The 23,968-nt window shown below is 55.2% G+C and carries 30 protein-coding genes; 11 read left to right on the top strand and 19 right to left on the bottom strand.

Annotated elements, in window-relative coordinates:
* From OEL57_RS04450 to OEL57_RS04405, 10 genes are all read right to left on the bottom strand, one after another.
* A partial coding sequence (locus tag OEL57_RS04450; protein WP_300737657.1) for a 3'-5' exoribonuclease YhaM family protein occupies positions 1–1,059 on the bottom strand: 1,059 nt, incomplete at its 3' end.
* A gap of 129 nt (positions 1,060–1,188) precedes the next feature.
* Positions 1,189–1,698 carry a hypothetical protein gene (locus OEL57_RS04445; protein ID WP_300737654.1) on the bottom strand — a complete coding sequence of 170 codons (510 nt, stop codon included), beginning with the start codon at positions 1,696–1,698 and terminating at the stop codon, positions 1,189–1,191.
* 81 nt (positions 1,699–1,779) lie between these two features.
* Positions 1,780–3,138: an MATE family efflux transporter gene (locus tag OEL57_RS04440; RefSeq protein ID WP_300737651.1), complete on the bottom strand. Its 1,359-nt coding sequence runs from the start codon at positions 3,136–3,138 to the stop codon at positions 1,780–1,782.
* Between the two features lie 51 nt (positions 3,139–3,189).
* Positions 3,190–4,425, bottom strand: a complete 1,236-nt coding sequence (locus tag OEL57_RS04435) for an MFS transporter (RefSeq protein ID WP_300737648.1) — start codon at positions 4,423–4,425, stop codon at positions 3,190–3,192.
* On the bottom strand, positions 4,425–5,378 hold the full coding sequence (locus OEL57_RS04430; RefSeq protein WP_300737645.1) for an HD-GYP domain-containing protein: 954 nt from the start codon (positions 5,376–5,378) through the stop codon (positions 4,425–4,427). The genes OEL57_RS04435 and OEL57_RS04430 overlap by 1 nt, the downstream gene beginning before the upstream one ends.
* Positions 5,379–5,460: 82 nt before the next feature.
* Entirely contained in the window at positions 5,461–6,045 is a 585-nt protein-coding gene (locus tag OEL57_RS04425; protein ID WP_300737644.1) for a DNA-3-methyladenine glycosylase I, read from the bottom strand.
* 12 nt (positions 6,046–6,057) lie between these two features.
* Positions 6,058–6,192 carry a hypothetical protein gene (locus tag OEL57_RS04420; RefSeq protein ID WP_300737641.1) on the bottom strand — a complete coding sequence of 45 codons (135 nt, stop codon included), beginning with the start codon at positions 6,190–6,192 and terminating at the stop codon, positions 6,058–6,060.
* A complete protein-coding gene (locus tag OEL57_RS17040) occupies positions 6,170–7,807 on the bottom strand; it encodes a diguanylate cyclase domain-containing protein (protein ID WP_300737638.1) in 1,638 nt (545 codons plus the stop codon). Before OEL57_RS17040 ends, OEL57_RS04420 begins: the two co-directional genes overlap by 23 nt.
* A 151-nt stretch (positions 7,808–7,958) precedes the next feature.
* Positions 7,959–9,188 carry an MFS transporter gene (locus OEL57_RS04410; RefSeq protein ID WP_300737635.1) on the bottom strand — a complete coding sequence of 410 codons (1,230 nt, stop codon included), beginning with the start codon at positions 9,186–9,188 and terminating at the stop codon, positions 7,959–7,961.
* Complete coding sequence (locus OEL57_RS04405) at positions 9,175–10,389, bottom strand: citrate synthase family protein (protein WP_300737632.1); 1,215 nt, start codon at positions 10,387–10,389, stop codon at positions 9,175–9,177. The genes OEL57_RS04410 and OEL57_RS04405 overlap by 14 nt, the downstream gene beginning before the upstream one ends.
* A gap of 96 nt (positions 10,390–10,485) precedes the next feature.
* Between OEL57_RS04405 and OEL57_RS17035 the strand changes: the two genes are divergently transcribed.
* Both OEL57_RS17035 and OEL57_RS17030 read left to right on the top strand, forming a co-directional pair.
* Positions 10,486–10,620, top strand: a complete 135-nt coding sequence (locus OEL57_RS17035) for a VOC family protein (RefSeq protein ID WP_300737629.1) — start codon at positions 10,486–10,488, stop codon at positions 10,618–10,620.
* 108 nt (positions 10,621–10,728) lie between these two features.
* A complete protein-coding gene (locus OEL57_RS17030; protein WP_300737626.1) occupies positions 10,729–10,863 on the top strand; it encodes a hypothetical protein in 135 nt (44 codons plus the stop codon).
* A 44-nt stretch (positions 10,864–10,907) separates the two neighbouring features.
* On the opposite strand, the gene OEL57_RS04390 is transcribed toward OEL57_RS17030, so the two are convergent.
* The 7 genes from OEL57_RS04390 to OEL57_RS04360 form a co-directional block, all read right to left on the bottom strand.
* Positions 10,908–11,615: a hypothetical protein gene (locus OEL57_RS04390; protein ID WP_300737623.1), complete on the bottom strand. Its 708-nt coding sequence runs from the start codon at positions 11,613–11,615 to the stop codon at positions 10,908–10,910.
* Positions 11,616–11,643: 28 nt separating this feature from the next.
* Complete coding sequence (locus OEL57_RS04385; RefSeq protein ID WP_300737620.1) at positions 11,644–11,967, bottom strand: DUF1634 domain-containing protein; 324 nt, start codon at positions 11,965–11,967, stop codon at positions 11,644–11,646.
* A complete protein-coding gene (locus OEL57_RS04380) occupies positions 11,964–12,794 on the bottom strand; it encodes a sulfite exporter TauE/SafE family protein (protein WP_300737616.1) in 831 nt (276 codons plus the stop codon). Before OEL57_RS04380 ends, OEL57_RS04385 begins: the two co-directional genes overlap by 4 nt.
* A gap of 33 nt (positions 12,795–12,827) precedes the next feature.
* Positions 12,828–13,598: a hypothetical protein gene (locus OEL57_RS04375; RefSeq protein ID WP_300737613.1), complete on the bottom strand. Its 771-nt coding sequence runs from the start codon at positions 13,596–13,598 to the stop codon at positions 12,828–12,830.
* 131 nt (positions 13,599–13,729) lie between these two features.
* Positions 13,730–14,080 (bottom strand): MmcQ/YjbR family DNA-binding protein, encoded by a 351-nt coding sequence (locus tag OEL57_RS04370; RefSeq protein ID WP_300737609.1) that lies wholly within the window; start codon positions 14,078–14,080, stop codon positions 13,730–13,732.
* A 183-nt stretch (positions 14,081–14,263) separates the two neighbouring features.
* Complete coding sequence (locus tag OEL57_RS04365) at positions 14,264–14,737, bottom strand: hypothetical protein (RefSeq protein ID WP_300737606.1); 474 nt, start codon at positions 14,735–14,737, stop codon at positions 14,264–14,266.
* 48 nt (positions 14,738–14,785) lie between these two features.
* Positions 14,786–15,505, bottom strand: a complete 720-nt coding sequence (locus OEL57_RS04360) for a PEGA domain-containing protein (protein ID WP_300737604.1) — start codon at positions 15,503–15,505, stop codon at positions 14,786–14,788.
* A 294-nt stretch (positions 15,506–15,799) separates the two neighbouring features.
* Here OEL57_RS04360 and OEL57_RS04355 point away from each other — a divergent pair, with 294 nt between their 5' ends.
* Positions 15,800–16,030 carry a hypothetical protein gene (locus tag OEL57_RS04355; RefSeq protein WP_300737602.1) on the top strand — a complete coding sequence of 77 codons (231 nt, stop codon included), beginning with the start codon at positions 15,800–15,802 and terminating at the stop codon, positions 16,028–16,030.
* A gap of 21 nt (positions 16,031–16,051) precedes the next feature.
* Here the strand turns inward: OEL57_RS04355 and OEL57_RS04350 are convergent, their stop codons facing one another.
* Complete coding sequence (locus OEL57_RS04350; protein ID WP_300737599.1) at positions 16,052–17,380, bottom strand: alanine/glycine:cation symporter family protein; 1,329 nt, start codon at positions 17,378–17,380, stop codon at positions 16,052–16,054.
* 173 nt (positions 17,381–17,553) lie between these two features.
* Positions 17,554–18,333: a hypothetical protein gene (locus tag OEL57_RS04345; RefSeq protein WP_300737596.1), complete on the bottom strand. Its 780-nt coding sequence runs from the start codon at positions 18,331–18,333 to the stop codon at positions 17,554–17,556.
* Positions 18,334–18,480: 147 nt separating this feature from the next.
* Between OEL57_RS04345 and OEL57_RS04340 the strand changes: the two genes are divergently transcribed.
* Genes OEL57_RS04340 through OEL57_RS04305 form a run of 8 tightly spaced genes read left to right on the top strand, consistent with a single transcriptional unit; the run spans position 18,481 to position 23,883 of the window.
* Entirely contained in the window at positions 18,481–19,062 is a 582-nt protein-coding gene (locus tag OEL57_RS04340) for a TetR/AcrR family transcriptional regulator (protein ID WP_300737593.1), read from the top strand.
* A 56-nt stretch (positions 19,063–19,118) separates the two neighbouring features.
* A complete protein-coding gene (locus OEL57_RS04335) occupies positions 19,119–20,120 on the top strand; it encodes a YhdH/YhfP family quinone oxidoreductase (RefSeq protein WP_300737590.1) in 1,002 nt (333 codons plus the stop codon).
* Between the two features lie 28 nt (positions 20,121–20,148).
* The gene (locus OEL57_RS04330) at positions 20,149–20,721 is read left to right on the top strand and encodes a flavodoxin family protein (protein ID WP_300737587.1); all 573 of its coding nucleotides are present in this window, start codon (positions 20,149–20,151) and stop codon (positions 20,719–20,721) included.
* A gap of 52 nt (positions 20,722–20,773) precedes the next feature.
* Positions 20,774–21,328, top strand: coding sequence for a nitroreductase family protein (locus OEL57_RS04325; protein ID WP_300737583.1), 555 nt, complete (start codon positions 20,774–20,776; stop codon positions 21,326–21,328).
* 39 nt (positions 21,329–21,367) lie between these two features.
* A complete protein-coding gene (locus OEL57_RS04320) occupies positions 21,368–22,240 on the top strand; it encodes a 4Fe-4S ferredoxin (protein ID WP_300737580.1) in 873 nt (290 codons plus the stop codon).
* 12 nt (positions 22,241–22,252) lie between these two features.
* Complete coding sequence (locus tag OEL57_RS04315; protein WP_300737577.1) at positions 22,253–22,678, top strand: cupin domain-containing protein; 426 nt, start codon at positions 22,253–22,255, stop codon at positions 22,676–22,678.
* 36 nt (positions 22,679–22,714) lie between these two features.
* Positions 22,715–23,527 (top strand): class D beta-lactamase, encoded by an 813-nt coding sequence (gene blaOXA, locus OEL57_RS04310; RefSeq protein WP_300737574.1) that lies wholly within the window; start codon positions 22,715–22,717, stop codon positions 23,525–23,527.
* Positions 23,524–23,883, top strand: a complete 360-nt coding sequence (locus OEL57_RS04305) for a nuclear transport factor 2 family protein (protein WP_300737571.1) — start codon at positions 23,524–23,526, stop codon at positions 23,881–23,883. Before blaOXA ends, OEL57_RS04305 begins: the two co-directional genes overlap by 4 nt.
* The last annotated feature ends 85 nt before the right edge of the window (positions 23,884–23,968 follow it).

The following is a 23,968-nucleotide window of genomic DNA, read 5'->3' as shown; positions in this document are numbered from 1 at the left end:
GTCTCTGGCCGGTTTCGGCTTTTCTTTTTCAGCAGGCGTGGCCTCTTCCGGTGCAGCCTCGGCCCGTGGTTCAGACAGGGCAACCATTTCCTCTTCGCCGTTAGTATCCATGCCGTTGCCGGTAAAAAAGTAGAGGTTATACAGCCGGTGGTGGCTGGTCCAGCGGTTGCCCTGGGCAGTTTCCTTGGCAATGTGGGAGCGGATGCCGTTGATCTTGGAATCCATGTCATCCAGGTAATGCAGGATAGTGGCCTCCACCGTCTTGGGCCGTTTGGGGGAGCCGTAATCGTACTGGCCGTGGTGGGAGAGCAGCAGGTGTTTCAGCAGCATCGCCAGCTCGCGGGGGAAGCCGGAAACCGTGGCAATCCGTTCAGTCAACATCTCTACACCGATGCTGATATGGCCGATCAGGCGGCCTTCGTCGGTGTACTCAAAGGCGCGGTCGTAGGAAAGCTCTGCCACTTTACCCAGATCATGCAGCAGCGCACCAACCACCAGCAGATCACGGTTCAGACCTGGGTAGAGCGGCACGATGGCGTCAACCAGCCGGACTACTGACAGGGAATGCTCTAAAAGCCCGCCTATATAGACATGGTGCATCCCCTTGGCAGCCGGGGCCTTGCAGTAGCCTGCCATAAATTCAGCATCACCGCAGAAGCCATCCATCAGCGCCTTCAGGTAGGGGTTGGTCAGTGATGCCACCACACTGGCCAGCTCAGCCCGCATTTCTGCTTGGGGTACGGGCGAGACCGGCACAAAATCAGCCAGGTCAACACCTTCTTCTTCCAGTCGTTTGATCTCTTTGGCCACCAGCTGCATCTTGCCCATGTAGAGCGAGGCAGTACCGCGAATCTTGACGAAATCACCCTTCTGAAAGGCCTTGTCCAGCTCGTCCACGTTGTCCCATAGCTTGCCGTCAATCTCACCGCTCTTGTCCATGAACTTCAGGTTCATGTACGGCTTGCCGTTCTTGGCCATTGCCATGGTCTTTTCCTTGACCATAAACGGGGAATCAACAACATCTCTATCTTTCAGTTCTGCGATAAATTGTTTGGACATCGGGCTCTTTCAGGTAGCGGTAATTGGGTGTCACAGGTAGGACTTAGCTGGAATCAGCAGAATTTGCAACCATGAAAAAGCTGCCTGGCACGGTTATGCAACCGTGACAGGCAGCTTGAGCAGACAAAATTACTTTGTTATGCAGCTATAAAATTCAGGTTCACCGATCACAATCCGCTTGGCCGTGTCATGGTTGATCCGCAGCTCGCTCTGCACAAAGATCTGTTTGCTGCCACCGGTATCAAACTTCACATCAACGGTCTCACCAGGTTCAACCGTGACAGATTTCAGCACCTCACCATTGCGGTCCTTATTTTTAAAGGAAAACTCCATGGGCGCCTTGATCCCGTCATCAATATAGATTTTAGCGCGGAAACTGGCAAAAGAGCCGGTTGCCTTCATGGTGCCGCCAAAATAGGCCATGCTCTGTGGTTTTGGATTGGTGATGCCCCAGCGAAAGCCGTGCAGGATGGATTTGTCGCTGGTGACGGCACTGCCATAGTAATCCTTGTACAGTTTACCGGACTTAACCGGCAATGAACGGGTCTTGGTGCAACCATTCTCATCGGCAACAGCAATGACCGTAATCATCAGCAGGCAACAGGACAGCATCAGTACAACCGATACCAGTTTTTTCATGGTTCTCTTCTCCTTTGCGTAAGACTGGCTACAGATCAAATTCTACCAAAGGACTTGAATTAAGCAATGGCAGCAACGTTTTTATATGATAGCCGGGTTGCGCACAATCTGTATCTTTCTCCAGTGTCCGGTTCTAAAACGCAGCAGCCAGACTACTGCCGTACAAAACACAAAACCGGTTGCCAGGGTCCATTCAGCCACCAGTCCGGGCATGTTGCGATCAATCAGCAAGAGCAGCGCCACAAAGATGCTCGTTGCGATCAAAAAGGTACGGGCTATCCAGCGGGTCTCCCCTGCCGAAGCCAGTACGCAGCCGATCATGACATTGGCTGCATCAAAGATGCAGTAAACAGCCACAAACTTCATCAGTAGTGTGCCGGTGGCAATAATTCCGGCCGTTTCAGGACTGTTACCCGCAAAGACAGAATAGAGCGGCCCTGCTGCCGTGGCAAACAGCGTGGCCATTAGCAGCATCCAGACCTCACAGACCGCCAGCGATTGCCAGGCAATGGCCGGTACTTCATCATCTCTGCCAGCGCCGCGAGCGTGTCCCACCAGAATACCGGCAGCCTGACCCAGCCCAAGGGCAGGAAAGAAGGCTATGCCGTTAATCCTGAAGGCGATACTTGATGCTGCCAGCTCTACAATGCCGAGCCGCCCCACTATCACCAGAAACAGGGTCCAGGCTGCCAGCTCACCACTGATCCGCAGTCCCATTGGTGCAGCCAGGGACAGAAAACGTCTAAACTCCACCCGGTCAAGGCGGCGGGCAACAGAATTCCTGAATCCTCCTGATCGTGCAAACAGGAAGGCATACAGCAGGGCCGCTACCGATTGGGCGATTACGGTTGCCAGTGCGGCACCGCCAATACCCATCCGGGGCAGGCCCCATTCACCCAGCACCAGGCCCCATGTTAACAGCGCATTGAATACAAGGGAGATAAAGGTAACAACAGTGACCAGCGCCGGGCGGCCGATGCCTGAAAGCCAGCCAGCCAGGGCACTGCCAAACACCGGAAAGAATGATCCGGCCATACAGATCCAGAAATAGGTCTGTTCGTCCCGGGCCACCTGCGGTTCATGGCCGGTCAGAAGAAACAGTTGTGCCAGCGGCCAGGCAGCCAGCAAGGCCACAATTCCTGAGGCCAGGGCGGTGTAGATACCGAGCCAGGCTGATGAGACAACCCCCTGGGGGTTACCATGCCCATGGTTGTGAGCCACAAAGGTACCGGCATACCCGGCAGTGCCGAACAGAAAACCCTGAAACAGAATCACCGCCATGCTGGATGGACCGATTGCAGCAAGGGCCTGGCTTGAATCGTAGGAGAGCACGATGGTGTCAATGATCTGCATTAGCGTGATTGCTGAGGTGGACAGGATCATCGGGCCTGCCAGCTTCAGCAGGCGGGGGATATGGTTAACTGTGAGGCGTTGTTTCATAGTCTGTTTTTAGCATGTTCTATCAGCTGCTGTCGAAGTGTTATGCAGCGGTTACTCTCCTGCCGGGCAGTTGCGGGCAAACAGAAACAGCAGGCTTGCCAGCAGCAGGCCAGCCACCGGCAGGCTGAAAGCGGCCCGAAACCCCTCAGTGCTGTAACCGCCGCAACGGGCAATGATTACTCCCATCCCCTGCTGGGCAACGGCCGCCCCCATCAGCACAAAGAAATTTAGTGATGTAAGACCGGTCCCCACCATGGCTACCGGCACGCTGGCGCGAATGATCGGATAGATCATCACACCGGTTGAGACCGTCAGCCCGATTCCCAGAAAATAGAGCGGCAGCGTCCAGAGTGGCAGTAGCGCTAGCCAGCCCAGAAAGCCGGACATGAGCGCTGCAAGGCAGAGCTGGCCAGCCAGCAGGGTACGGCTGTAGGAATGAAACAGGGTGCGGGCGATCCGGTCGGTCAACATTGAGCCGATGATAAACCCCACCGAGGTCCACATCAGCATCTCGCCTGCCCCTTCCCGCGACAAGCCGATCACCTGCATCAAGAACGGTCCGCCCCACAACCCCTGCACCGCCAGGTAGTTGCCGTACCAGCAAAAGGCGACGGCAGCCAGCAGCCAGAAGGAGCGGTCTTGGGCGATGGTTTTCCAGGCAGCCAGCATGCCCGGCCTTTCCAACTGCTCAGAGGGCTCTGTTACAGGCGGACAGGTCGGGCGGTCCTGTACCTTCAGGAAGATAAGTATGGTTACCAGCCCCTGCAGCAGGGCAATTACCAGGAATGACGAACGCCACCCCATAAAGCCCACGGCAAAGGCCAGTGGAGCGGTTCCAGCCAGATTGCCCAGATTACCGGCCGCCACCATCAGGCCAGAGACCTTGCCAAACTCCTGCTTGGTGTACCAGTGACTGAAGATGGTGAAGGTGGCCATTAACACCGATGCCGTGCCGATACCGATCAACACCCGGCCTGCCATGGCTGCTTGCAGCGATCCGGCCTGGGAAAACAGCAGTCCGCCAAGGGTAGTTAACAGGCCGCAGCCGGAGATTACCAACCGGGGACCGATCCGGTCAATCATCGGTCCCAGCGGGATCTGGGCCACGGCATAGACGTAAAACAGGATACCGGCCAGGGTGCCCAGCTGTTCCGGGGTTAGCGACAGATCACGGCTGACATCGGCAGAAACCACAGCCAGTGAAACCCGGTAGAAATAGACCAGGATATACATCAGGGCCAGGGTAAAAAACAGGCGCCAGCGCAGTGTACTAAAGGATGAAGACATCAGGCTCCTTCAGGAAGAATGACAGACTTGAATTTTTCCAGCAGGCGGGGGCTGAAGACATCCTTGCCAACACTTTCCATCAATGACAACGCCTCATCCTTTGCCATTGCTTTCTTGTAGGCCCGGTTTGAGGTCAGGGCGCTGAACACATCGCAAATTGCGGTCACCTGGGCGGTTCGTGGAATTTCATCCCCTGCCAGCTGGAAGGGATAGCCTTCGCCGTTATTTCGTTCGTGGTGGTAGCGGACCGCTGCCAGACTGATCTCGCTGAAGCCACCCAGATCCCGCAGGCATTCGTAGCCACGCTCTGCGTGCTTCTTGATCAGATTGTATTCAAAATTGGTCAGAATATCGGTCTTTTCTAGAATACCGCTGGGGACAAAGATCATCCCCACATCATGCAGGATACCGCCAATCCCCACATCCTCAAGCTCGTCAGGAGACAGACCGAAAATCTCGGCATGCACCAGCAGCGAGAGTGAGGCAACATGCACGCTATGGGCAAAGGTATAAAAATCATGGTTAACAATGGAATGCAGGGCTTCAAGCGGATTTTGATTGGCGGTAATATACTGCATCAACTGACGGATCAGATTGCGACAGCGATCCAGATTTGAAAGCTTGTCCGGCATTTCAAAGACATCCATCACGTAATTCATGGCAACCTGGGAAAGTAGCTGACCCTTTACCGGACCGGAGATGGTGTCTGAGGCAAGGATCTCTGAGATGCTCTCCTCAAGAAAGTCGCAGACCTCCCTAATGCTGCCGGAACCTATATACAGATGCTCCACCTGATTGTTGTTCAAACGTTGCAGGTCAGCCCTGCTGATAGGGCGATCTGCTGGCTTATACAGCACCAGATTGGTGCCGCTTTGCATGTACAGGGCCACCTGCGGGAATTTATCAGGATTGATGCAGGCCACATGGACCGGACGATATTTTTGATCAACCATGGGAGTCACTCCAAGGAGGCTTGTGATGTCTTGTCTGCAAAGTATTCTACATGAAATCAGAAGGACGGGCTGCAGATTTTAGTCACCTGTGCTGCAGCTCCTGCCATCTGAAGCAGTCAACCGTGTGGTCATTCACCATCCCCACCGCCTGCATCATGGCATAGCAGATGGTGCTGCCCACAAAGCGGAAGCCCCGTTTCTTCAGGTCACGGCTGAGGGCATCAGATATCGGAGTGCTGGCAGGTACCTCCTTGATGTTGCGCCAGGTATTCTGGATCGGCCTGCCCTCCACAAAACGCCACAGATAGGTAGCAAAGGAGCCAAACTCTTCCTGAACCTGCAGAAAGGCGCGGGCATTGGTGATGGTTGATGCCACCTTCAGGCGGTTACGGATAATGCCGGGGTCCAGCAGTAGTGCTGCCTGCTTCTGCTCATCAAAACAGGCTACCACAGCAGGATCAAACCCGCTAAAGGCAGCACGGTAGGATTCCCGTTTGCGCAGCACCGTGATCCATGACAGCCCGGCCTGGGCACCCTCCAACGTCAGAAACTCAAACAACAGCCGGTCGTCGTGGACAGGTACACCCCATTCGTGGTCGTGGTAGTCGCGGTAGAGCTGGTCGTCACTGACCCAGGCGCAGCGGGTTGGTTGGTCGTTACTACTCATGGATCCCCCCTTTTACCGGCACCAGCCAAATCCATCCAGCCAGACCGCATTCAGACCACGCAGACAACAGGGAGGACCACTGTCGTCAACCGACAGGCGCTGGTAGCACAAAGCAGCCGGGATGTCATTGGCCCGAACTATTCGCATACCTGATAAAGCGGTTTCGCCCAGCTTGTTTGGCGCTATAGAGCGCCTTATCCGCGGATTTGACCAAGGCATCAGCAGTGGTGCAATCATCCGGGTAGATCGCTATGCCGACGCTGGCGCTGACTTCGGCAGCTTGATCCCCCAATACAAACGGCGCCGAGATTGCCTGGACAATTTTTCCGGCTATGGCGTCTACATCGTGGTGCGTGGCGACATTACACAGCAGGAGGACAAATTCGTCTCCTCCAAGCCGTGCAACCGTATCTGATTTTCGTACGACTTCTGCCAGTCGCCCTGCAACTTGCCGTAACAGTTGGTCTCCTGCTTCGTGCCCAAGGGTGTCGTTCACCGCTTTAAAACGATCCAGATCGGCAAACAGAACTGCCACTTTACTGCCAGCTCGCTCTGCTAACGCTAGTGCCTGGTGCAGACGGTCTTCAAAGAGTCGCCGGTTTGGCAGATCGGTTAGCGTATCGCGATATGCCATTGAATAGATCAGTTCGGCTGTCTTCTCCCGCTGAAGCGAGTTTTTTGCGATCTGGTAGGCGAGCACAAGCAACAGCGCTACCATAATGGTTGAAACAATCACCATTACCTTTCGCAGTCCGTACAGCTTTGTCTGAACAATCCCTGATGACACAAAACTTACCAGTTTCCAGGCATATGCATCTGCGTTCAGCATTCTCTCGCTTTCGCCGATTACTGAGGCCGTTCCTGTGCTTGACGTCTGTCCCGTTTTGAGAGGGTAGATGGTGGAAAAGGTAAACAGGCCACTGTCGGTCAGGATCTGGCCAGTTTGAGATTGGTTGCAGGCTTGCCATGCAGAGGGGAACTGTTTGACCATGGTTGCCCCTTTGCGGTCAGCAAACATAAAGCCCCATTCATCTTCGGTGCGAAGCCCTTTTAACCAGTAACCATCTGAATTCAATAATAATATCTGTGATCCATCCTTGCTGGAATATTTTCCCAGCGTTGACAGCAACTCGTTACCCAGAAAATTGAGCACAATAACGCCACGTTTGCGCCCTTGGCTGTCGAAAACCGGGGTGCCGAATCGAATCATCGGCTTCAGAGGTGATTCAAGTCTGTTGTTTTCAACGTTCAAGTCAAACGGAGAAACATATACATCCCCTCGTTCAAGTCGCAATGTGTCTTTAAAATAGTAGCGCGTGGCTTTGGATTGTAGCTGGTTAGCTGAAACCTCAACCGGAGTTTGTCCATTAAAATTGATCCGGATGACCTCCATGCCATTATTGTCAAGAAAGCGGATCTGATCATAGATTTTGCGATGTTTTGAAAATAGAAGAAAATTTTCTTTCAGGAGGGCGGACGGAGTTCCGCCAGCATCGAGATACTCTTTTAGTTGGGGGAGGTTTGCCAGATAGAACAGGTCAGAATTGACAATCCTAAGGTCATCACGGACTGCCTGATTAACCAGGTTGATCAAATTCTGCTCATTGCTGAATAGAATGGCGCGCTGGCTACGCACGTCAATCAGCATGAACAGGCTCATTACAATGGCAAGTGCGATGAACAGGGAAACAAAAACCCGAAGAAAACTTTTTATAAATGAGTTCTGTTCAGGAGGTGAAGTATGTATCCCGTATTCTTTCATGACAATGTCCTTGTTCGTGAAGATTTAACTTAGTCCTGACTGTTTTCTTCTTATACCCCAGTTTGGCCATAACCATTTGTAAAATCTCAAAAATCAAAAACCAGGGGCCTGCGCTTTAAAATCAGTAAACATCCGCTTGATCCTCGCGCCGCTATTGTTTTCCCAGACTGTCAACCTGCGCCAGTTGCGGAAACAGCCGTATCCAGAGTGCCACCACCAGCAGGGTACCGATGCCGCCGATCAGCACCGAAGGTACTGTGCCGAACAGGGCAGCCGTGGCGCCGGATTCAAACTCCCCAAGCTGGTTTGAGGTGCCGATAAAAAGCGAGTTGACCGCGCTGACCCGGCCGCGCATCTCGTCCGGGGTTTCCATCTGAACCAGGGATGAACGGATCACCACACTGATCACATCTGCTGCACCCAGCACCACCAGGGCTGCCAAAGAAAGCCAGAACATCCGGGAAACCGCAAACACAAGGGTGGCAACGCCAAATACCGCAACAGAGCGGAACATGATCCGGCCAACCCGGCGTTGCAGCGGTCTGCGGGCCAGCCAGAGCGACATGCCCAGGGCACCGATGGCCGGTGCCGAGCGCAGCAGCCCTAAGCCCCACGGGCCGGTGATCAGGATATCGCGGGCATAGATCGGCAAGAGCGCGGTAGCGCCACCCAGCAGAACGGCAAACAGATCAAGGGAGATGGCGCCCAGTACCACCGGGTGCTGTTTGATAAAGGAGATACCGGCAAACAGGGAGCGGTCTGCAACGGCTTCCGGTCTGGTGGTTTCAGGTGCAGGCCGGATGCAGGAGATCAGGATGCAGGCTGCCAGAAACAGCAGGCCAATGGTGCTGTAGACCGTGGTGACTCCGGTAGCATAAAGGATGCCCCCAACGGCCGGGCCCACAATGGTGGCGGTCTGGTTGGCTGAGGCAGACAGGGCCAGGGCGCGGGGCAGGTGCTCTCGGGGTACCAGACGCGGCACCAGAGCGTGCATGGGGGGGTATTCAAAGGCCCGTGCGCTGCCGATCACAACCATGATGGCCAGCAGGACCTCTTTATCAAGCAGGTTGTAGTACCCGCCAACTGCCAGTGCTGCGGCTGCCAGGGCCTCGACAAACTGGCAGGTGCGGGCAATGGTGCGGCGGTCATAGTGGTCAGCAACCTGACCTGCCATCAGGGTCAGCAGTACCATTGGCAGAAACTGGGCCAGCCCCACCAGACCCAGGTACCAGGCACTGCTGGTAATCGCGTACATCTGCCAACCCACCGCTACCCCCAGCATCTGAAAGGCAATGGATGAGCCCATCCGGCCAAACAGGAAAAGCACCAGCGGACGGGCTAACGAACCGGATGTTGGTATCTGTTTCTCAGGTTCTGTCATGGTTATCACGCGATTCATTTTCCCGGTTTGGTACCACGCCAACATACCTCGCTCGCGGCCTGATCGGCCGGTTCTGGTTGTACTGTTCCAGGATATGCGCGGTCAAACCGCTCAGCCTGCCCAGATAAAACAGATGCGTACCGGCCTGCTCCGGCAGGGCCAGCTCTTTTTCCAGCATGATCACGGCAAGGTCAATGGTGGGGTAGGCCCCTGCCATCAACTCGTCTGAGGCTGTAAGGGCCTGTGTGATATAGCCGCTTTGATCAGGCAGACGCGACAGTAAAAAGGAGGCCCGGGGATCGCGGTTGTAGAGCCGATGGCCAAAGCCGGGGACCGGATCGCCCCGTTTGATCCGTGATGCAATGGCCTCGTACAGGCTGCCGCGCCCGTCTGCCTCATGCAGTAGCCCGCGAATCCGTTCGGTGTTGCCGCCGTGGCGCCGTCCGAAAAAGGTATGGGTGGCTGCTGCCACAGCTGCATAGGGTGAACAACCGGCAGAAGCAGCACAACGGGCAGTGAAGGATGCAAGGTTCAGTTCATGGTCGGCTGTCAGGATCAGGGTGCTGTTAATCAGCGCTTGAGCAGCGCTATCACGCTGCCATGCTGCTGTCAGATGTTCAGCAACCGGGCCGTGCGGCCAGTGCCCGGTGATAACCCGCAGGAAAGCTGCGGTCATCAAAACACCTGCGCCTATGGTTGTCTGGGGGGTAAAGCGGAACGCAGCAGCATCCTGTTGGTTCAGCAGGGCTAGCAGCGTAAGAAACTGGTCGATTTGGGCCTCTGCTGGCATGCCTTTTACAGCAGTTTCAATGATCTTTTGCAACCCCGGTTCCGGCTGCGGCAGGGGCGTATCAGGCAGATCCCACAAAAGCGCCATGGTCTGTTCAAAGCTTCCTGTCTCTGCCAGGTGCGGAACTGCCTGACCCCGGTAGTAGAAGGTCTCATCACCGATCAGGGTAATTGCCGACTCCATGATGGGCGCGCCCCAATCAGTAGCGCCCTGCAGGGCCTGCACCGGTGCCTTGTGCAGACCGCTTCTGGTGGCCAGCCGGTCAACATCAAGGGCATGGTAGCGGCTGGAACGATGGCCGGGGCTGACCGGTTCGGAACGGATCAGCCCCCTGCTGACATAGGCATAGAGCGTATTTCTGGAAACACCAAGCTTCTTGCTGGCTTCCTGGGCTGAATAATAGCGGGGCATCCTGCACCTCACAACATATTGATTGCGCTATCAAGATTGACAATATATGCGCCCAAGCTGATGATTTGATCAATACTAAACAACGGGAGGTGTCCCATGATTGACCGGATTGATCACCTTGTCTTTACGGTGGCAGACATTGAGGCAACCTGCAGTTTCTATCAGCAGGTGCTGGGGATGCGGATGGAGGCCTTTGGGGCCGGACGCAAAGCTCTCTGCTTCGGGATGTAGAAGATCAATCTGCATCAGTACGGCAACGAATTTGAACCCAAGGCCAAGGCACCGGCGCCGGGGTGTCAGGACATCTGCCTGATCAGTAACAGGCCGCTTGGTGAGATCATGCAGCACCTGAAAGCATGCGGGGTGGTGATTGAGGAAGGGCCGATTCAGCGGACCGGTGCCGTGGGGCCGATCAGTTCAGTCTATTTCCGTGACCCGGACGGCAACCTGATTGAGGTGTCCAACTATCTGTAACCACTATGGCGCGCCTTGGGGCTCTGCAACTGAGGGTGGCGAGGTTACTCGGCGTCAACAACCTTGCCGTTTATAAACACCACCTTCAGATCAGCATCACAGTAGAGGAAGAGAGTCTTTGCCCCCAGCAGGATCTGCTTTTGCGGTGCGCCAAAGGCTGCAGTCACCTCTTCCAGGGTCTGGCCAAGCTTGATGGTACGGGTTGCCTTGGCAGTCTGGCGTGGTCTTGCAGCAACGCGGGTCTCTTCTTCAGTGGCAAACCATGCATCAATATCATCAAGCAGTTGTTGGGCAGATATGTCGGCCAGCCTGGAATCGTACTGAAAACGGACCGATGCCTGCAGTGCCTGTGGCCCGCGCATGCCGGGTACCACGTAGCTGGCAACCGTGTGCAGATCAAGCTGCAGGTAGTTGTCGCCGGTACTGACGCCATACAGGTACAGCCGTTCCCCCGGCTTCAGTGCGCCGTTGTGAACAGCACCAAGGGAGAGATCACCGCCACCAGCCGCAATCAATTGATGGTTCTTAATCTGGTTCGGTTTGAACATCTTGCTGGGGCGGTCTACCCGCAACCCTTCCCGCCGGGGGGTCAGCACATCTCCAATGGCCTTGTAATTGCCCAGAAATCCTGGAATGGTGACCCGATAGTTGGTAGTTACTGCCGAAGACAGTTCTGCTGGAGTAGCAGCAGACACCGGGGAGGCTACGCACAACAGCAACAGGATCAGTATGCTGAGGATCTGATGGTACATCGGATGTTCCTTTCTGTTTTGCGTAGAGCTAGCCATGGGTCTGCCCCAGATAGATCCCGGCGGCCAGGGAGCAGATCACCACCAGACAGAAGCAGGCAAAGCGCCAGTCCTTTTCCCTGATAAAGATTAGTCCGGCGGCAATAACTCGCATAATCGGTGTTGCCAGCAGTGCCAGCAGACCGGCGGTAATCAGGCGGGTAGCCGCAGCCTCTTTACCCAGCAGCATGGTGCCGATACCGGCTGCAATCAGCACCGCCGCAATAAATGAGCCGATCCGCAGCAGGCGGGCCAGAGTGATCTCAATCGGCTCGTGGGGTGAAGCGGGATGAATATCAGGTTCGTGTGTACTCATTTCAGCCCCCGGTAGATCATTTCAAAGGCGGTGTAGATGATGATCGGAATAAACAGCTTGCGGATGGTGGAGGATTTGAGCCGGACCATCAGTATGGCCCCCAGGATAGCGCCCAGTAGAACACCCAGCACCACCGGTCCGGCGATCATCGGTTTGACATCGCCGCGGGCAAAATAGACCACCGCCCCGGAGGCGGCAGTGACGCCGATCATGAAGTTTGAGGTGGCGGTGGAGGCCTTAAACGGTATCCGCATGATCTGGTCCATGGCCGGAACCTTGAAGATACCGGCCCCGATCCCCAGCAGGCCTGCTGCAATGCCGGAAAAGTACATAACAATCAGGCCGGGAATAGTGCCGGTTACCTGATAGTCGATCTTTTTGCCCAGTTGGCGGTCGGTATAGGAACCTTGCAGTTGCAGTTTTTGTGAAAGCCGGTCCGGCAGCACCCCTTCCGGCAGTTCGTTCTTGCGGGTTTTGAACATGTTATAGCCGGAATAAGCCAACAGCAGACCAAACAGGATGTACAGGAAGCGCTGCTCAAGATATCCGGCAATCAATGCGCCGCTGAGCGCGCCGGTGGAGGTGCCCATCTCCAGCCAGATGGCAACACGGGTATTGGTCAGGCGGTCCTGCAGAAAAGCCACTGCCGCGCCGGTGGAAGTGGCGATGATCGAAACCGTTGAGGCGGCAACCGCGGTCTGCATCGGCACATTAAACAGCAGCGTCAGAACCGGCACGATAATGATGCCGCCCCCCAGCCCCAGCATGGAACCGAATACCCCGGCGGTAATCGCAATCAGAAAAATTTCAAGCGTTTGTACAAGCATGCGACTCCCCTGCAGGTGCAGGCAAGATCAGAACTACCGGACATATCCGGCCGGATGAAAGGGCGGCACCGGACCGGTACCACGGTCAATACTGGTATTGTGCCGTTGCATTGCCTTCAGATGCTGGTTAACTTCGTGGGGGAGCAGGATTCGTTCCTTTACAAAATATTCGCCCAGCCGTGGCTGGCTGTGGTGCTGGTGTCTGACCAGAAAGGCAGCCTGTTTGGGTGTCAGCATCCCCAGTGAGACCGCTTTTTCTCCGAACACGCCGGGGATATCAGTTGCTGCACGGACAATCTGGATATCCTTGTCGGTCAACCAGCCCCAGGCCTTGGCGATCTCCCCGTAGGGCGGCCGTTGGTCCCGCTGCCAGCGCATGCCGCGCACCAGATCCTGCCAGGATATCTCGGTGGCAAAGTACAAAAACTGACCAAATTTCAACTTATACGTAGGGAACACGCCGGTGTAGTACCGTTCATGCTCTTTCTTGGAGAGTTTTTCCACAACCGGACGTACCGGCTTGACGATTGTAGGACGGCTATAACCGGCAAAGGGGTTTGAGGGTTTGGCTTGCGCTGGTCCGGCAGATTTTTTCTGGGCTGATTCAAGGTGCGCGATCAGGGCGTCCCGCGCTGATACGAGCGAACTGACCGCCTCGCCGCAGTGCTGCGCCACACTTTGGGATGAATCCGGGTGGAAGGCACGCACCCGTCGACGGAAGGCCGATTTTACCTCGGCAGCCGTTACCCGCCGCAGATCAGTAGCCTCGCCAAATAATAACTTTACTGCGTCTGATGGATGCATAGGCGTTCATTTCTCCTCATCAGCAGGATTTAAGACGGTTACAAAATGTGCAATTTGCTGGCAGGTAATGCCAAGCGTGCATTGCGCAACTGACAATAGCTGACATTCTATTTTGATTCAATTGGGAACTGCTACGCCAGCGCTTCCCGTTCTGCCTTGCGCAGCCCCTTCAGCACCAGCCGGTAGGATGCCTCAATCATGGTCAGCAGCAACTCCTGCGGCACTGATCCATCAAGTGTCACCGTGTTCCAGTGATTCTTGTTCATGTAGTAGCCCGGCTGTATGGCGCTGAACATGCGGCGCAGTTCATCCGCCTCTGCTGGATCAGATTTTAGCGTTATCCGCAGCGGCTCTTCCTGCCAGGCCACCAGGGCAAACATCTTGCCAGCCACCTTGAACACTGCTGCATCAGGGCCAAAGGGATACTCCAGCACCGCCCCTTTTTTGCCCAGCAACAGTCCTTCCAATGCCGTATAGCTCATATTTTACTCCATCCAGATCATGATGGTTTGCGGATGTACTAACCTGATGACATACGCAGGCTGATCGACTGTATATAGCAGACAGAATCAGTTCTTGGTTCTGCGGCAGCGGTTCAACAAGGTGCTGAATACCTCGCCGACCCGCTACTGCAGGGAGTTTCGGGGGAGCAGGGAACGGGAGGCTTAGCGATTGCTCCGCTGCTCGTAAAAAGTCTTTTCAAAGGTTGTGACCATGGTCAGATCTTCGAGACGGCTGATTGTGACAATCACGGGGCGGCCCGTATCATCGTCCTTCCCTTCCAGACGCAGGTAGTCGCCTTTTTCTTCCAGCGTCCTGAAGCCGTGTTGCTTCAGTCTGGCCAGCGTTGCTGCCGCCGTGTTTCCCTTGAAAATCAGCGTATTGCCTGCCAGGGCGCGCTCATGCTCATAGAACAGCCCGACACTCAGCAGGGGGGCTGCGTCGTGTATCTGGTACAGCTCAACGGCAAGTCCTTCCAGGTCGGTCACCTTGTCAGGCGCCCCCATAATAGCTATTACTTCTGCCTTGGGCATCAGCACGCTGACCCGGTCCAGTGCAGCAAGTTCAATGGCAAAGGAGGCGGTTGTGCCGATAAGCAGAAGCATGCCGGATAATAGTACGGTGAAATATGCTTTCATAGGGGTCTCCCTCTGTCGGTTGTCAGATGTTCTTGCTGATACGGAAAGTTAGTGAAAAAGGGTGTCAAGGACACAAATCAGACCGGCCGGGTTGACCTTGACACCGACCGAGGTGGTGGTCTTTTCCTGTACGCGGGTGCCGTCGGAGGTGACATAGTTTCGTGACGAGGTTGAAGAGCTCTCTTTCCCGATCGGTGCTGTTTGCGAAAGGGCCGCACCGGCTCCCATCTTGAGCAGTTCCTTGGCCATTTCGCCCTGTGACATGGAACCACTGCTGCCAGATTCGGAGTAGGTTGCTGCGTCAGTTGGTGCCGGAGCAATTACGCCTGAGCCGGACAACGGCATCAGGCTGACAGTAACTGCCGGAGGTGTGAGAATATAAGCCTCGCCGGTCGCCTCCTGGTTTGAGATGGAGTTCATGCCGCTGCCCATCCCCATTGAGGCATTTTTGAAGAATAGACCTGAGTTGATGCCGGACTGGATCGCCTTGAAATAGACCCGTTCCTTTTGATACTGATTTGTAATGACCACATCCGCCTGACGGTAGTTCTCTTTGACCAGCGTCAGGATATGGCTGCGGTTCCGTTCAAGGGATACCCGAGCCGGGGTCACACCGGCAAACTGGCCGTCGGCGTAAATCTTGGCACCGACCGGGTTGGTCGATACCGGAATATCCTGCTTCAGAACCGGCATGCTGCAGCCTGTTGCAGAGATACTCAGCAACGAGCCGAGCAACAGCATGAAAAGGTGGTGCTTTGTTCTGGTCATGGTCTTCTCCCTCAAATAGAGCTGATACGATCTATTCTTTATAGCGCAATTATGACTGTCTACAAGTGAAAGCCGGTTACATAGATTGATATATGCTGCACAGAGCTATCAAACGACTGCTGCTGGATAGCCTGCCACACTGGAGGTTTTGTAATTTCAGGAGTATAAATGTTGTCTTTGAACCGGGCTACCAGGGCCTGAGCGCCTTGTTTGAGATGTGTCCTATGGAGTTGGGGTACCACCGGGAAAGTCTGCCAGAATGCAGATGTAGCAAACTGAACGGAAGATAACCAGATGCCAAATCAAAAAGTAACTATTGAAAAACTGGGCTGGAGCCCATGGTTTGACGGCCTGCTGGCACTACAGGGATACTCACATGAGCAGGTGGCGCGGGTGGCGGCGGTGGATCGTGAGCAGCTGATGCTGCTAAACAACAGCGGCCTGTTTCGTGCCCGTTTGTCCGGCAGTTACCTGCACCACCACCGGCGGATCGACCCGCTACCGCAGGGAGTTGCGGGGGAATAGTGCGTAACATAAAGCCAGTTTTCAGGGCTTCCATTTAAAGTAGCGGATGGTTTCTTCCTTAACTATCTTTGAGAGTATCAACAGGCCAATGGTGTTGGGAATGATCATCATGCCGTTCATCAGGTCCGAGAAATTCCAGACAAACTCCAGTTTCATCATGGAGCCCACCAGCACTACGCAGACAAAGACCACCCGGTACGGCTTGATGGATTTTGGTCCCAGCAGGTACTCAATCGCTTTTTCACCGTAGTAGTTCCAGCCGATCAGGGTTGAACCGGCAAAAAGGGCCGTTGCTATCGCCACGAGGATAATACCTGGTTGGCCCAGTACAGCACCGAAGCTGGCGCTGGTCAACTGGCCGGCCGGAACCTTGTCAAGCCAGGCGGTGCCGGTCAGGATTACCAGTGCGGTCATGGTGCAGACCACCAGGGTATCAATAAAAGTCTGGGTCATGCTGACCAAAGCCTGTTTGACCGGATCATGGGTGCGGGCCGCTGCCGCAGCTATGGGTGCTGATCCCATGCCGGATTCATTGGAGAACACCCCTCGGGCAATACCAAAGCGCATGGCTGCCGCAATAGCAGAACCGGCAAACCCGCCTCCAGCGGCAGCAGGACTGAAGGCACCCTGAAAAATCAGGCCCAGGGCATGGGGGATTTTATCCAGACTCAGTGCCAGCACCATCAGGCCGCCAGCCACATAGCAGATGATCATGAACGGCACCAGTATTGAGGTGGCCTTGCCGATGGATTTGATCCCGCCCAGGATAACCAGGCCGGTTATCAGCATCAGTACCAGGCCGGTGATCCAGGTCTCTACATTAAAGGTGGATTTAAAAATGGTGGCAACGGCATTTGCCTGGGTCATGTTGCCAATGCCAAAGGTTGCAAGGGCGGTAAATACAGCAAACAGCCAGCCCAGGCGGGGTAGATTTGCCCCCTTGCTCAGATAGTACATCGGGCCGCCCCGCATGCCGTTGGGCCCTTTTTCACGGTACTTGACCGCCAGTACCGCCTCGGCATATTTGGTGGCCATCCCCACCAGTCCGGTCATCCACATCCAGAACACCGCCCCCGGCCCGCCCAGTGATATGGCGGTTGCCACACCTACGATGTTGCCGATCCCCACCGTTGCTGCAAGGGCTGTCATCAAGGCCGCAAAGTGGCTGATGTCGCCGTCAGCGGCATGTTCCTTCTGCCAGATCAGCCGAAAGGCATGGGGCAGTGCGCGAAACTGCACACCACGCAGGACAATCGTCAGGTACAGTCCGGTGCCAACCAGCAGTGCCAATATTGGCGGTCCCCAGACAAAATTGGACAAGGTAGCTATCAGGGCTTCAATGGTCTGCATCTGTTCTCCCCGCGTGTCATGGATTGCCCGATAGTCAGAGGGCTGATTACAACGCGGCGCTACGTTACCGCAACTGCCTGAAAAAATCAGGCAAAAATTGGTGTATGGGGTGAATAGCGAGGTATGTTTGCTGCATTTTTACGGAATGTAAGGTGTCAGGATGGCTAGCGGGGTTAGCCCTTAATACTGACACGAGCCTCTCTGATGGCTTCTTCGGCTGCCTGATATGCCTGCATCTGCAATGCGGTCTGAGTGGCGGGGTCGTTGGGTTTCTGCAGTTTGCGCTCAAGCATCTGTTTTACGGATTGAAACAGCTGCTTTAGTTTTTCCAGCTCTTCTTTTTCCGCACGATCAGCAGCACTGTCTGCTTTACTTTGATTAGCCTGTTCAACGACGCTGTTTTCTGTAGCAGTAGCATCCTTATCCGTTGCTTCGGCAGGCTCACCGTCTGCTTTAGACTGTTGTTCAGTATCGCTTTTTTCCGCTGCAGCTTCTACCGTGGCTGCCTCGGCCTGCGTTGCAGAAGCGGTGACCGCGTTTGCGGTGGCGTTTGAGGTGGCGTTTGAGGTGGCAGCAGCCTCAACACCACTACCTGAAGTGGAGAGGCCAGCGTTTCCGCTGCTGTCGCTAAGCGAAGCGATCTGCGCTGCAATCTGCTTTAGTTCTGCCTTAAGGGATTTTGCTGCTGCTGCGCTCATAAACGGGATCATCTGCTTCAGCATCTTCAGCCGTTCTTTCAACATCCTGGCTTTTTCAGATCTATTCTGTCGATCAGAACTCTTTTTATCCGGCAGCTGCTTCAGGGCTTCCCGTGTCTCTGCCAGTCGCTTGATCTGCTGTTCATAATACTCATCACTACGTGAGATGCCACCGGGCTTCAGGCCACTGAAGAACGCACGCTCAGTGTTGGTAAGTGGCAGATTGTACTGTGTAAGCAGGGATGAGAGTTCCATGCAGCCGACCTCCAGTTGCTCCATAAGTATACTTATCGGCAGGAGAGAAGGTCGGTTGAATAGTGGTGGTGATAACGCACACGCTCCCTATACCGCAGGCCACAAAAACCGCTTGACTTGCTAGACCGACCAGTCTAGTTTTGCCCCATGGAAAAGAAAGACACCCGCAGCGAAATCATCAAAATAGGTACTGAACTGATCTCCCGTCAGGGCTACAACGCTACCGGTATTGATATGGTACTGAAGGAGGCCGGAGTTCCCAAAGGCTCGTTCTACCACTATTTCAGGAGCAAGGAAGAGTTTGGTCTGGCGGTGATGGATGTTTTTGCCGACTACTACAGCCAGCGGATGACCGCGCTGCTGCAGGATACGGCCTTGTCTCCACTAGCCCGTATCAGGAAACTGCTGGAAGGTTCGCTGCAGCGTTTCAGCCTCAACCAGTGCAGCAAAGGCTGTCTGATCGGCAATCTGGGGCAGGAGATGGCTGACCAGAACGAACGGTTCCGTGCCCGTCTGGATGAGATCTTTAACGACTGGCGCTGCCTGTTTGCCGGTTGTCTACGGGAAGCCCAGGTTGCGAAAGAGCTGGACAGCCGCCTTGAAGCCGAGGCATTGGCCTCTTTTGTCCTGTCCGGCTGGGAAGGGGCGATCCTGCGGGCCAAGGTGATGAAGTCACCGCAACCGCTGCAGGATTTTATCGAGGTGCTGTTTAAGGTAACCCTGCGCTAAAAAAATTTAGCCAAAAACTAGACGACCGGTCTAGTTTAACAAGGAGGAGTATAGTTATGGACGTACATGCAACCTTCAAGGCCCTGGTTGTAACAAAAGGTGAAGACAAACAGTTCACGCGGGCTATTCAGGAGCGAACCATCGCAGAGCTGCCTCCCGGCGATCTGCTGGTGCGGGTGCGCTACTCCTCGCTTAACTACAAGGACGCCCTGTCAGCCACCGGACATCCCGGCGTTACCCGTCAGTTTCCCCATACACCGGGGATTGATGCGGCCGGCGAGGTGATTTCATGTGCAAGCGGCAAATTTGCACCGGGTCAGCAGGTGCTGATCACCGGTTATGATCTGGGAATGGAGACCGATGGCGGCTGGGGTGGGTGTATCCGCATACCTTCAGAATGGGCGGTTCCATTACCTGCCAGCCTTGATCTGCGTGAAAGCATGATAATCGGTACTGCCGGGTTCACGGCAGCACTGTCAGTGCTGAAACTGGAGCAGGCCGGTGTCAAGCCCGGCACTGGCGATGTGCTGGTTACCGGAGCCACCGGCGGAGTGGGCAGTATTGCGGTTTCCATCCTTGCCAGGGCGGGCTATCGGGTGGTGGCAGCCACCGGTAAGAATAACGATGAAGCCTATCTGCACACCTTGGGGGCGTCAGAGGTGATCTCCCGGGAACAGCTCATCGAAGGGGCTGATCGTCCTATGCTGAAAGAGCGCTGGGCGGGTGTGGTGGATGTGGTTGGTGGCGAGATGCTGGTGGCAGCGCTGAAATCAACCCGCTACGGTGGTGCGGCAACCTGTTGCGGCCTGGTTGGCTCAACAGATCTGGTCATGAACATCTACCCCTTTATCTTGCGCGGTGTCAGCCTGATCGGCATTGATTCAGTTAACTGCCCGATGGAGCCACGGCTGCAGGTCTGGGAACGCCTTAGCGGAGCATGGCGCCCGGAGCATCTGGCAACCGTTGCAAACGAGGTAACGCTGGATGATCTTGAAAAAAAGCTGCAGGCCATTCTGCAGGGCACTATACGGGGGCGTACGGTTATTTCGCTGCCGTAGAACTCTCACTACATATTGGAGGAATACCATGAAGATTGTCAGTCTGCTGGGCAGTCCCCGCACCAACGGCAACAGCGCCACCATTGCCAATCGTATTATGCAAACAGCCGCAGAGCTGGGGGCTGAAACCCAGACTTTTGAACTGAACCGTCTGACCTATCGCGGTTGTCAGGCCTGCTATGCCTGTAAAAAAGGGCATGAAGAGTGCGTGTTAAACGATGGCCTGACAGAGGTTCTGGCAGTCGTGCAGGACGCGGATGCTGTGGTTCTGGCCACACCGGTCTACTACGGCGATATCACGGCTCAGTTGAAAGGGTTTATCGATCGCACCTACTCATATCTTGTGCCGGATTATCTGACGAATCCTCAACCCAGCCGTCTTTCTCCCAAGAAACTGGTCTTAATTCTGACCCAGGGCCACCCTGACGAGGCACTTTTTGCGGATGTCTACCCCCGCTATGAGCAGTTCCTGAAATGGATGGGCTTCAACGAGATCACCCTGGTCCGGGCCTGCGGTATCGGCCCCGGTTCTGTGGATGCCGTGCCTGACCATATCTTGCAGCAGGCCGAGGCAGTGGCACGACGGTTTGTGACCTGCTAGCTGTTGCTGCAAGCACTTAATGTAAGACACCTCATCGTTAAGGAGGCAGTGTATGGAGACCCTGGAAGCGATCAAGACCCGCAGAAGTATCCGCAAGTTTTCCGATCAACCGGTTGAGCCGGAAAAGCTGCAGGCCGTGCTGGAGGCGGTGCAACAGGCCCCCTCCTGGTCAAACAAGCAGTGCTGGAGCCTGGTGGTGGTGCAGGATCAGGCGGTGCGCACCAGAATCAGCGAGCTGTCGTTTGTGGAATCATTCTTTGCCACCTACGGTTACAAGACCAACCCGGCCCAGAAGGGGCTGGGCCAGGCGCCAATCGTGCTGGTGGCCTGTGCTGACCCGCAGCAGTCCGGCGACCTGCGCGGCGAGCAGTATTACATGGCTGACCTGGGCATTGCCAGCCAGAACCTGATGCTGGCTGCCCATGACCTGGGGCTGGGCAGCGTCTTTGTAGGGGTGTTCGACGAGGAACAACTTAAAAGCCTGCTGGGAATCCCGGCACAGATCAGAATCGTCGGCCTGTTTCCGCTGGGTTACCCTGCTGGAGAGGCAAAAGGCGGCCCGCCCCGCAAGCCGCTCAGCGAATTTGTGCATTACGGAACATGGTAATCCTTCGTTTCTCGGTCAGCTAGGCAGTGAGGGGAATCTATGGATTTTGTCATGCACATCGAAAACATCATTCGCAGCTTCTGGGCCTCTGACCCCAGCAACAGCCTGCACCTTGCAACCACTGAAAAGGCCTGGCTAGAACCACAGGTGGCGATAGCACGGGGAGACGACCCGTTGTTTCTGCGCGTCAAAGAGCTGATCGGCCCTTTCCTCTGGACCCCGCAAGAGGCCTATGCCCTGGCATTTCCAGAAGCTCCGGCAGCTGCTGAAGAGCTGCGGGTGATCAGCTATCTCTTACCGCAGACACCGAAAACCCGTGCTGATCAGCGTTTGGAAACCACTGTACCGGCAGAACGTTGGGCCCGTTCACGCTTTTATGGCGAAGAGTTCAACTGTGCCCTGCGTCTGCATCTGGCAGATGCACTCACGCAGGCCGGGCATCCTGCAGTGGCACCGGAGCGTTTGCCCGGCTTCGCCTACCGCCAGTCAGAGCGTTTCGGGCTGGCCTCCAACTGGTCAGAGCGGCATGTTGCCTTTGTGGCCGGTCACGGTACCTTTGGCCTTTCAGATGCCCTGATCACCCGCTGGGGCAAGGCTGTCCGCTTCGGTTCGGTGGTTGCGCGCATTAACCTGCCGGTTACCACGCGAGTGTACGGTGATGACCATCACGCCTGGTGTCTCTGGTATGCCAAGGGCACCTGCGGCGCCTGTGCCAAACGGTGTCCGGTTGATGCCATTACAACCGCTGCAGGCCATGATAAACAGGCCTGTTTTAGCTACATCCGTGAGACAACCACCCCCTATGCAACCGCAAACTATGGCACCGGGGCCACTCCCTGCGGCCTGTGCCAGGTCAAGATCCCCTGTGAGGCGAACGTACCGGCTGCACTGCTCAAACCAATCTGCAGTTGAAAGGAACATGCGATGACAACCACGGCGAAAAACTACAGTGCAGAACATATCGGGCCTTTTGAAGAACTGCTCAATAAAGATTTTATGGGCTTTCACGGGAAATACTTTATCGGCAAAGAACTGGGTCTGACCGGCTGCGAGGTATCCCTCAACCGTCTGCCAGCCGGTAAATATATGCCGTTCATCCACAGTCATAAGAAGAACGAAGAGCTGTACATTGTGCTGCGGGGCAGCGGCATGTTCTACGTGGATGGTGATGAATTCCCGATCCAGGAAGGCAGTCTGGTACGGGTGGCACCTGAAGGAGAGCGGGGCTGGAAGGCCGGGGATGAGGATCTGTACTTCATCTGCATCCAGGCTGAAGCAGGCAGCTTGACTCAGGCCACTCTTGAAGATGGCAAACGGCTGGAAACCAAGGCATCGTGGATGTTAAAGTAGTTCGCCATACACGCTGTCAACCAAGGATATGGCCCTATGTATCGAGTAAACCTGTACTTTGTGCTGTTGTTGCTGATTTGTGATGTAACACCTGTCAGGGCAGAGGATGCCGAACTTGCCGGGCTGTTCAGTGCCCGTGCGGTATCGGGCACCCTTGTGCTGACAAACCGTGACGGTTCCCGCAGCTATGTCCATAACGAAGCAAGGGCAGCACAATCGCTGCTGCCTGCCTCCACTTTCAAAATTCCCAATACCCTGATTGCGCTGGAAACAGGGGCTATCATGCCGCAGGGGACTTTTACCTGGGATGGTAAAGACAAAGGGGTGTCGGCCTGCAACAAGAATCAGACCCTGGCCAGTGCCTTCAAAAACTCCTGCGTCTGGTGTTATCAGCAACTGGCGCAGCGGATCGGCACAACAGCGTATCAGCAGTGGCTGAAAAAGATCGACTACGGCAATGCCAACCCCGGCCCGGAGCTGACCACCTTCTGGTTGTCCGGTGATTTGCGGATCAGCGCCCAACAGCAGATTGCGTTTTTGAAAAAACTCTACAAGCATGAACTGCCGTTTAAGGCCGCATCCTATGACGCATTGAGCAGCATCATGCTGATGGAGGAAAAACCCGGTTACCGCCTGTACGCCAAGACCGGCTGGGCCGGTTACGGAGAAAAGGAGACGCCGCAAATCGGCTGGTATGTGGGCTGCCTTGAGACCGGCACAGATGTCTGGTTTTTTGCCCTGAACATGGCTATAACCAAACCAGCAGAAGGCGCCTACCGTCAGCAGATGGTGATGGAGGCGTTGAAGCTGAAGGGAATTATCCAGCCAAGCAACGGAGGCAGACCATGATTGATCAGGCATTTGCACACAGCTTTGCCAATGAATGGATAGAGGCCTGGAACAGCCACGATCTGGAGCAGGTACTTAGCCACTATGCCGACGATTTTGAGATGCACTCACCGGTAATCGCCCAGATTGTGGGGGAACCATCCGGTATGCTGCAGGGCAAACAGGCGGTGGGCGCCTACTGGAGCCAGGCCCTACAATTGTTGCCGGACCTGCAGTTTGAGCTGCTTACCGTTCTTGCCGGGGTAAACAGTATTACGCTCTATTATCGTGGTGCGCTGGACCGGCTGGCTGCCGAGGTCTTTCACTTTGGGCCTGATGGCAAGGTGGTCAAGGCCTTTGCTCACTACGGAGTGTAGGTTATCCAGTAGGGCAGACAGGTCATACATGCCTCAATAATCTCCCTTCAAATCAACCAAGCTATCTATTCATAATAAATTATAT

Origin of the sequence: Trichlorobacter sp. (assembly GCF_030247655.1) — a bacterium.
GTDB lineage: Bacteria > Desulfobacterota > Desulfuromonadia > Geobacterales > Pseudopelobacteraceae > Trichlorobacter.
The sequence above is the reverse complement of the archived record's forward strand: the minus strand, read 5'-3'. Positions and strand labels throughout refer to the sequence as shown.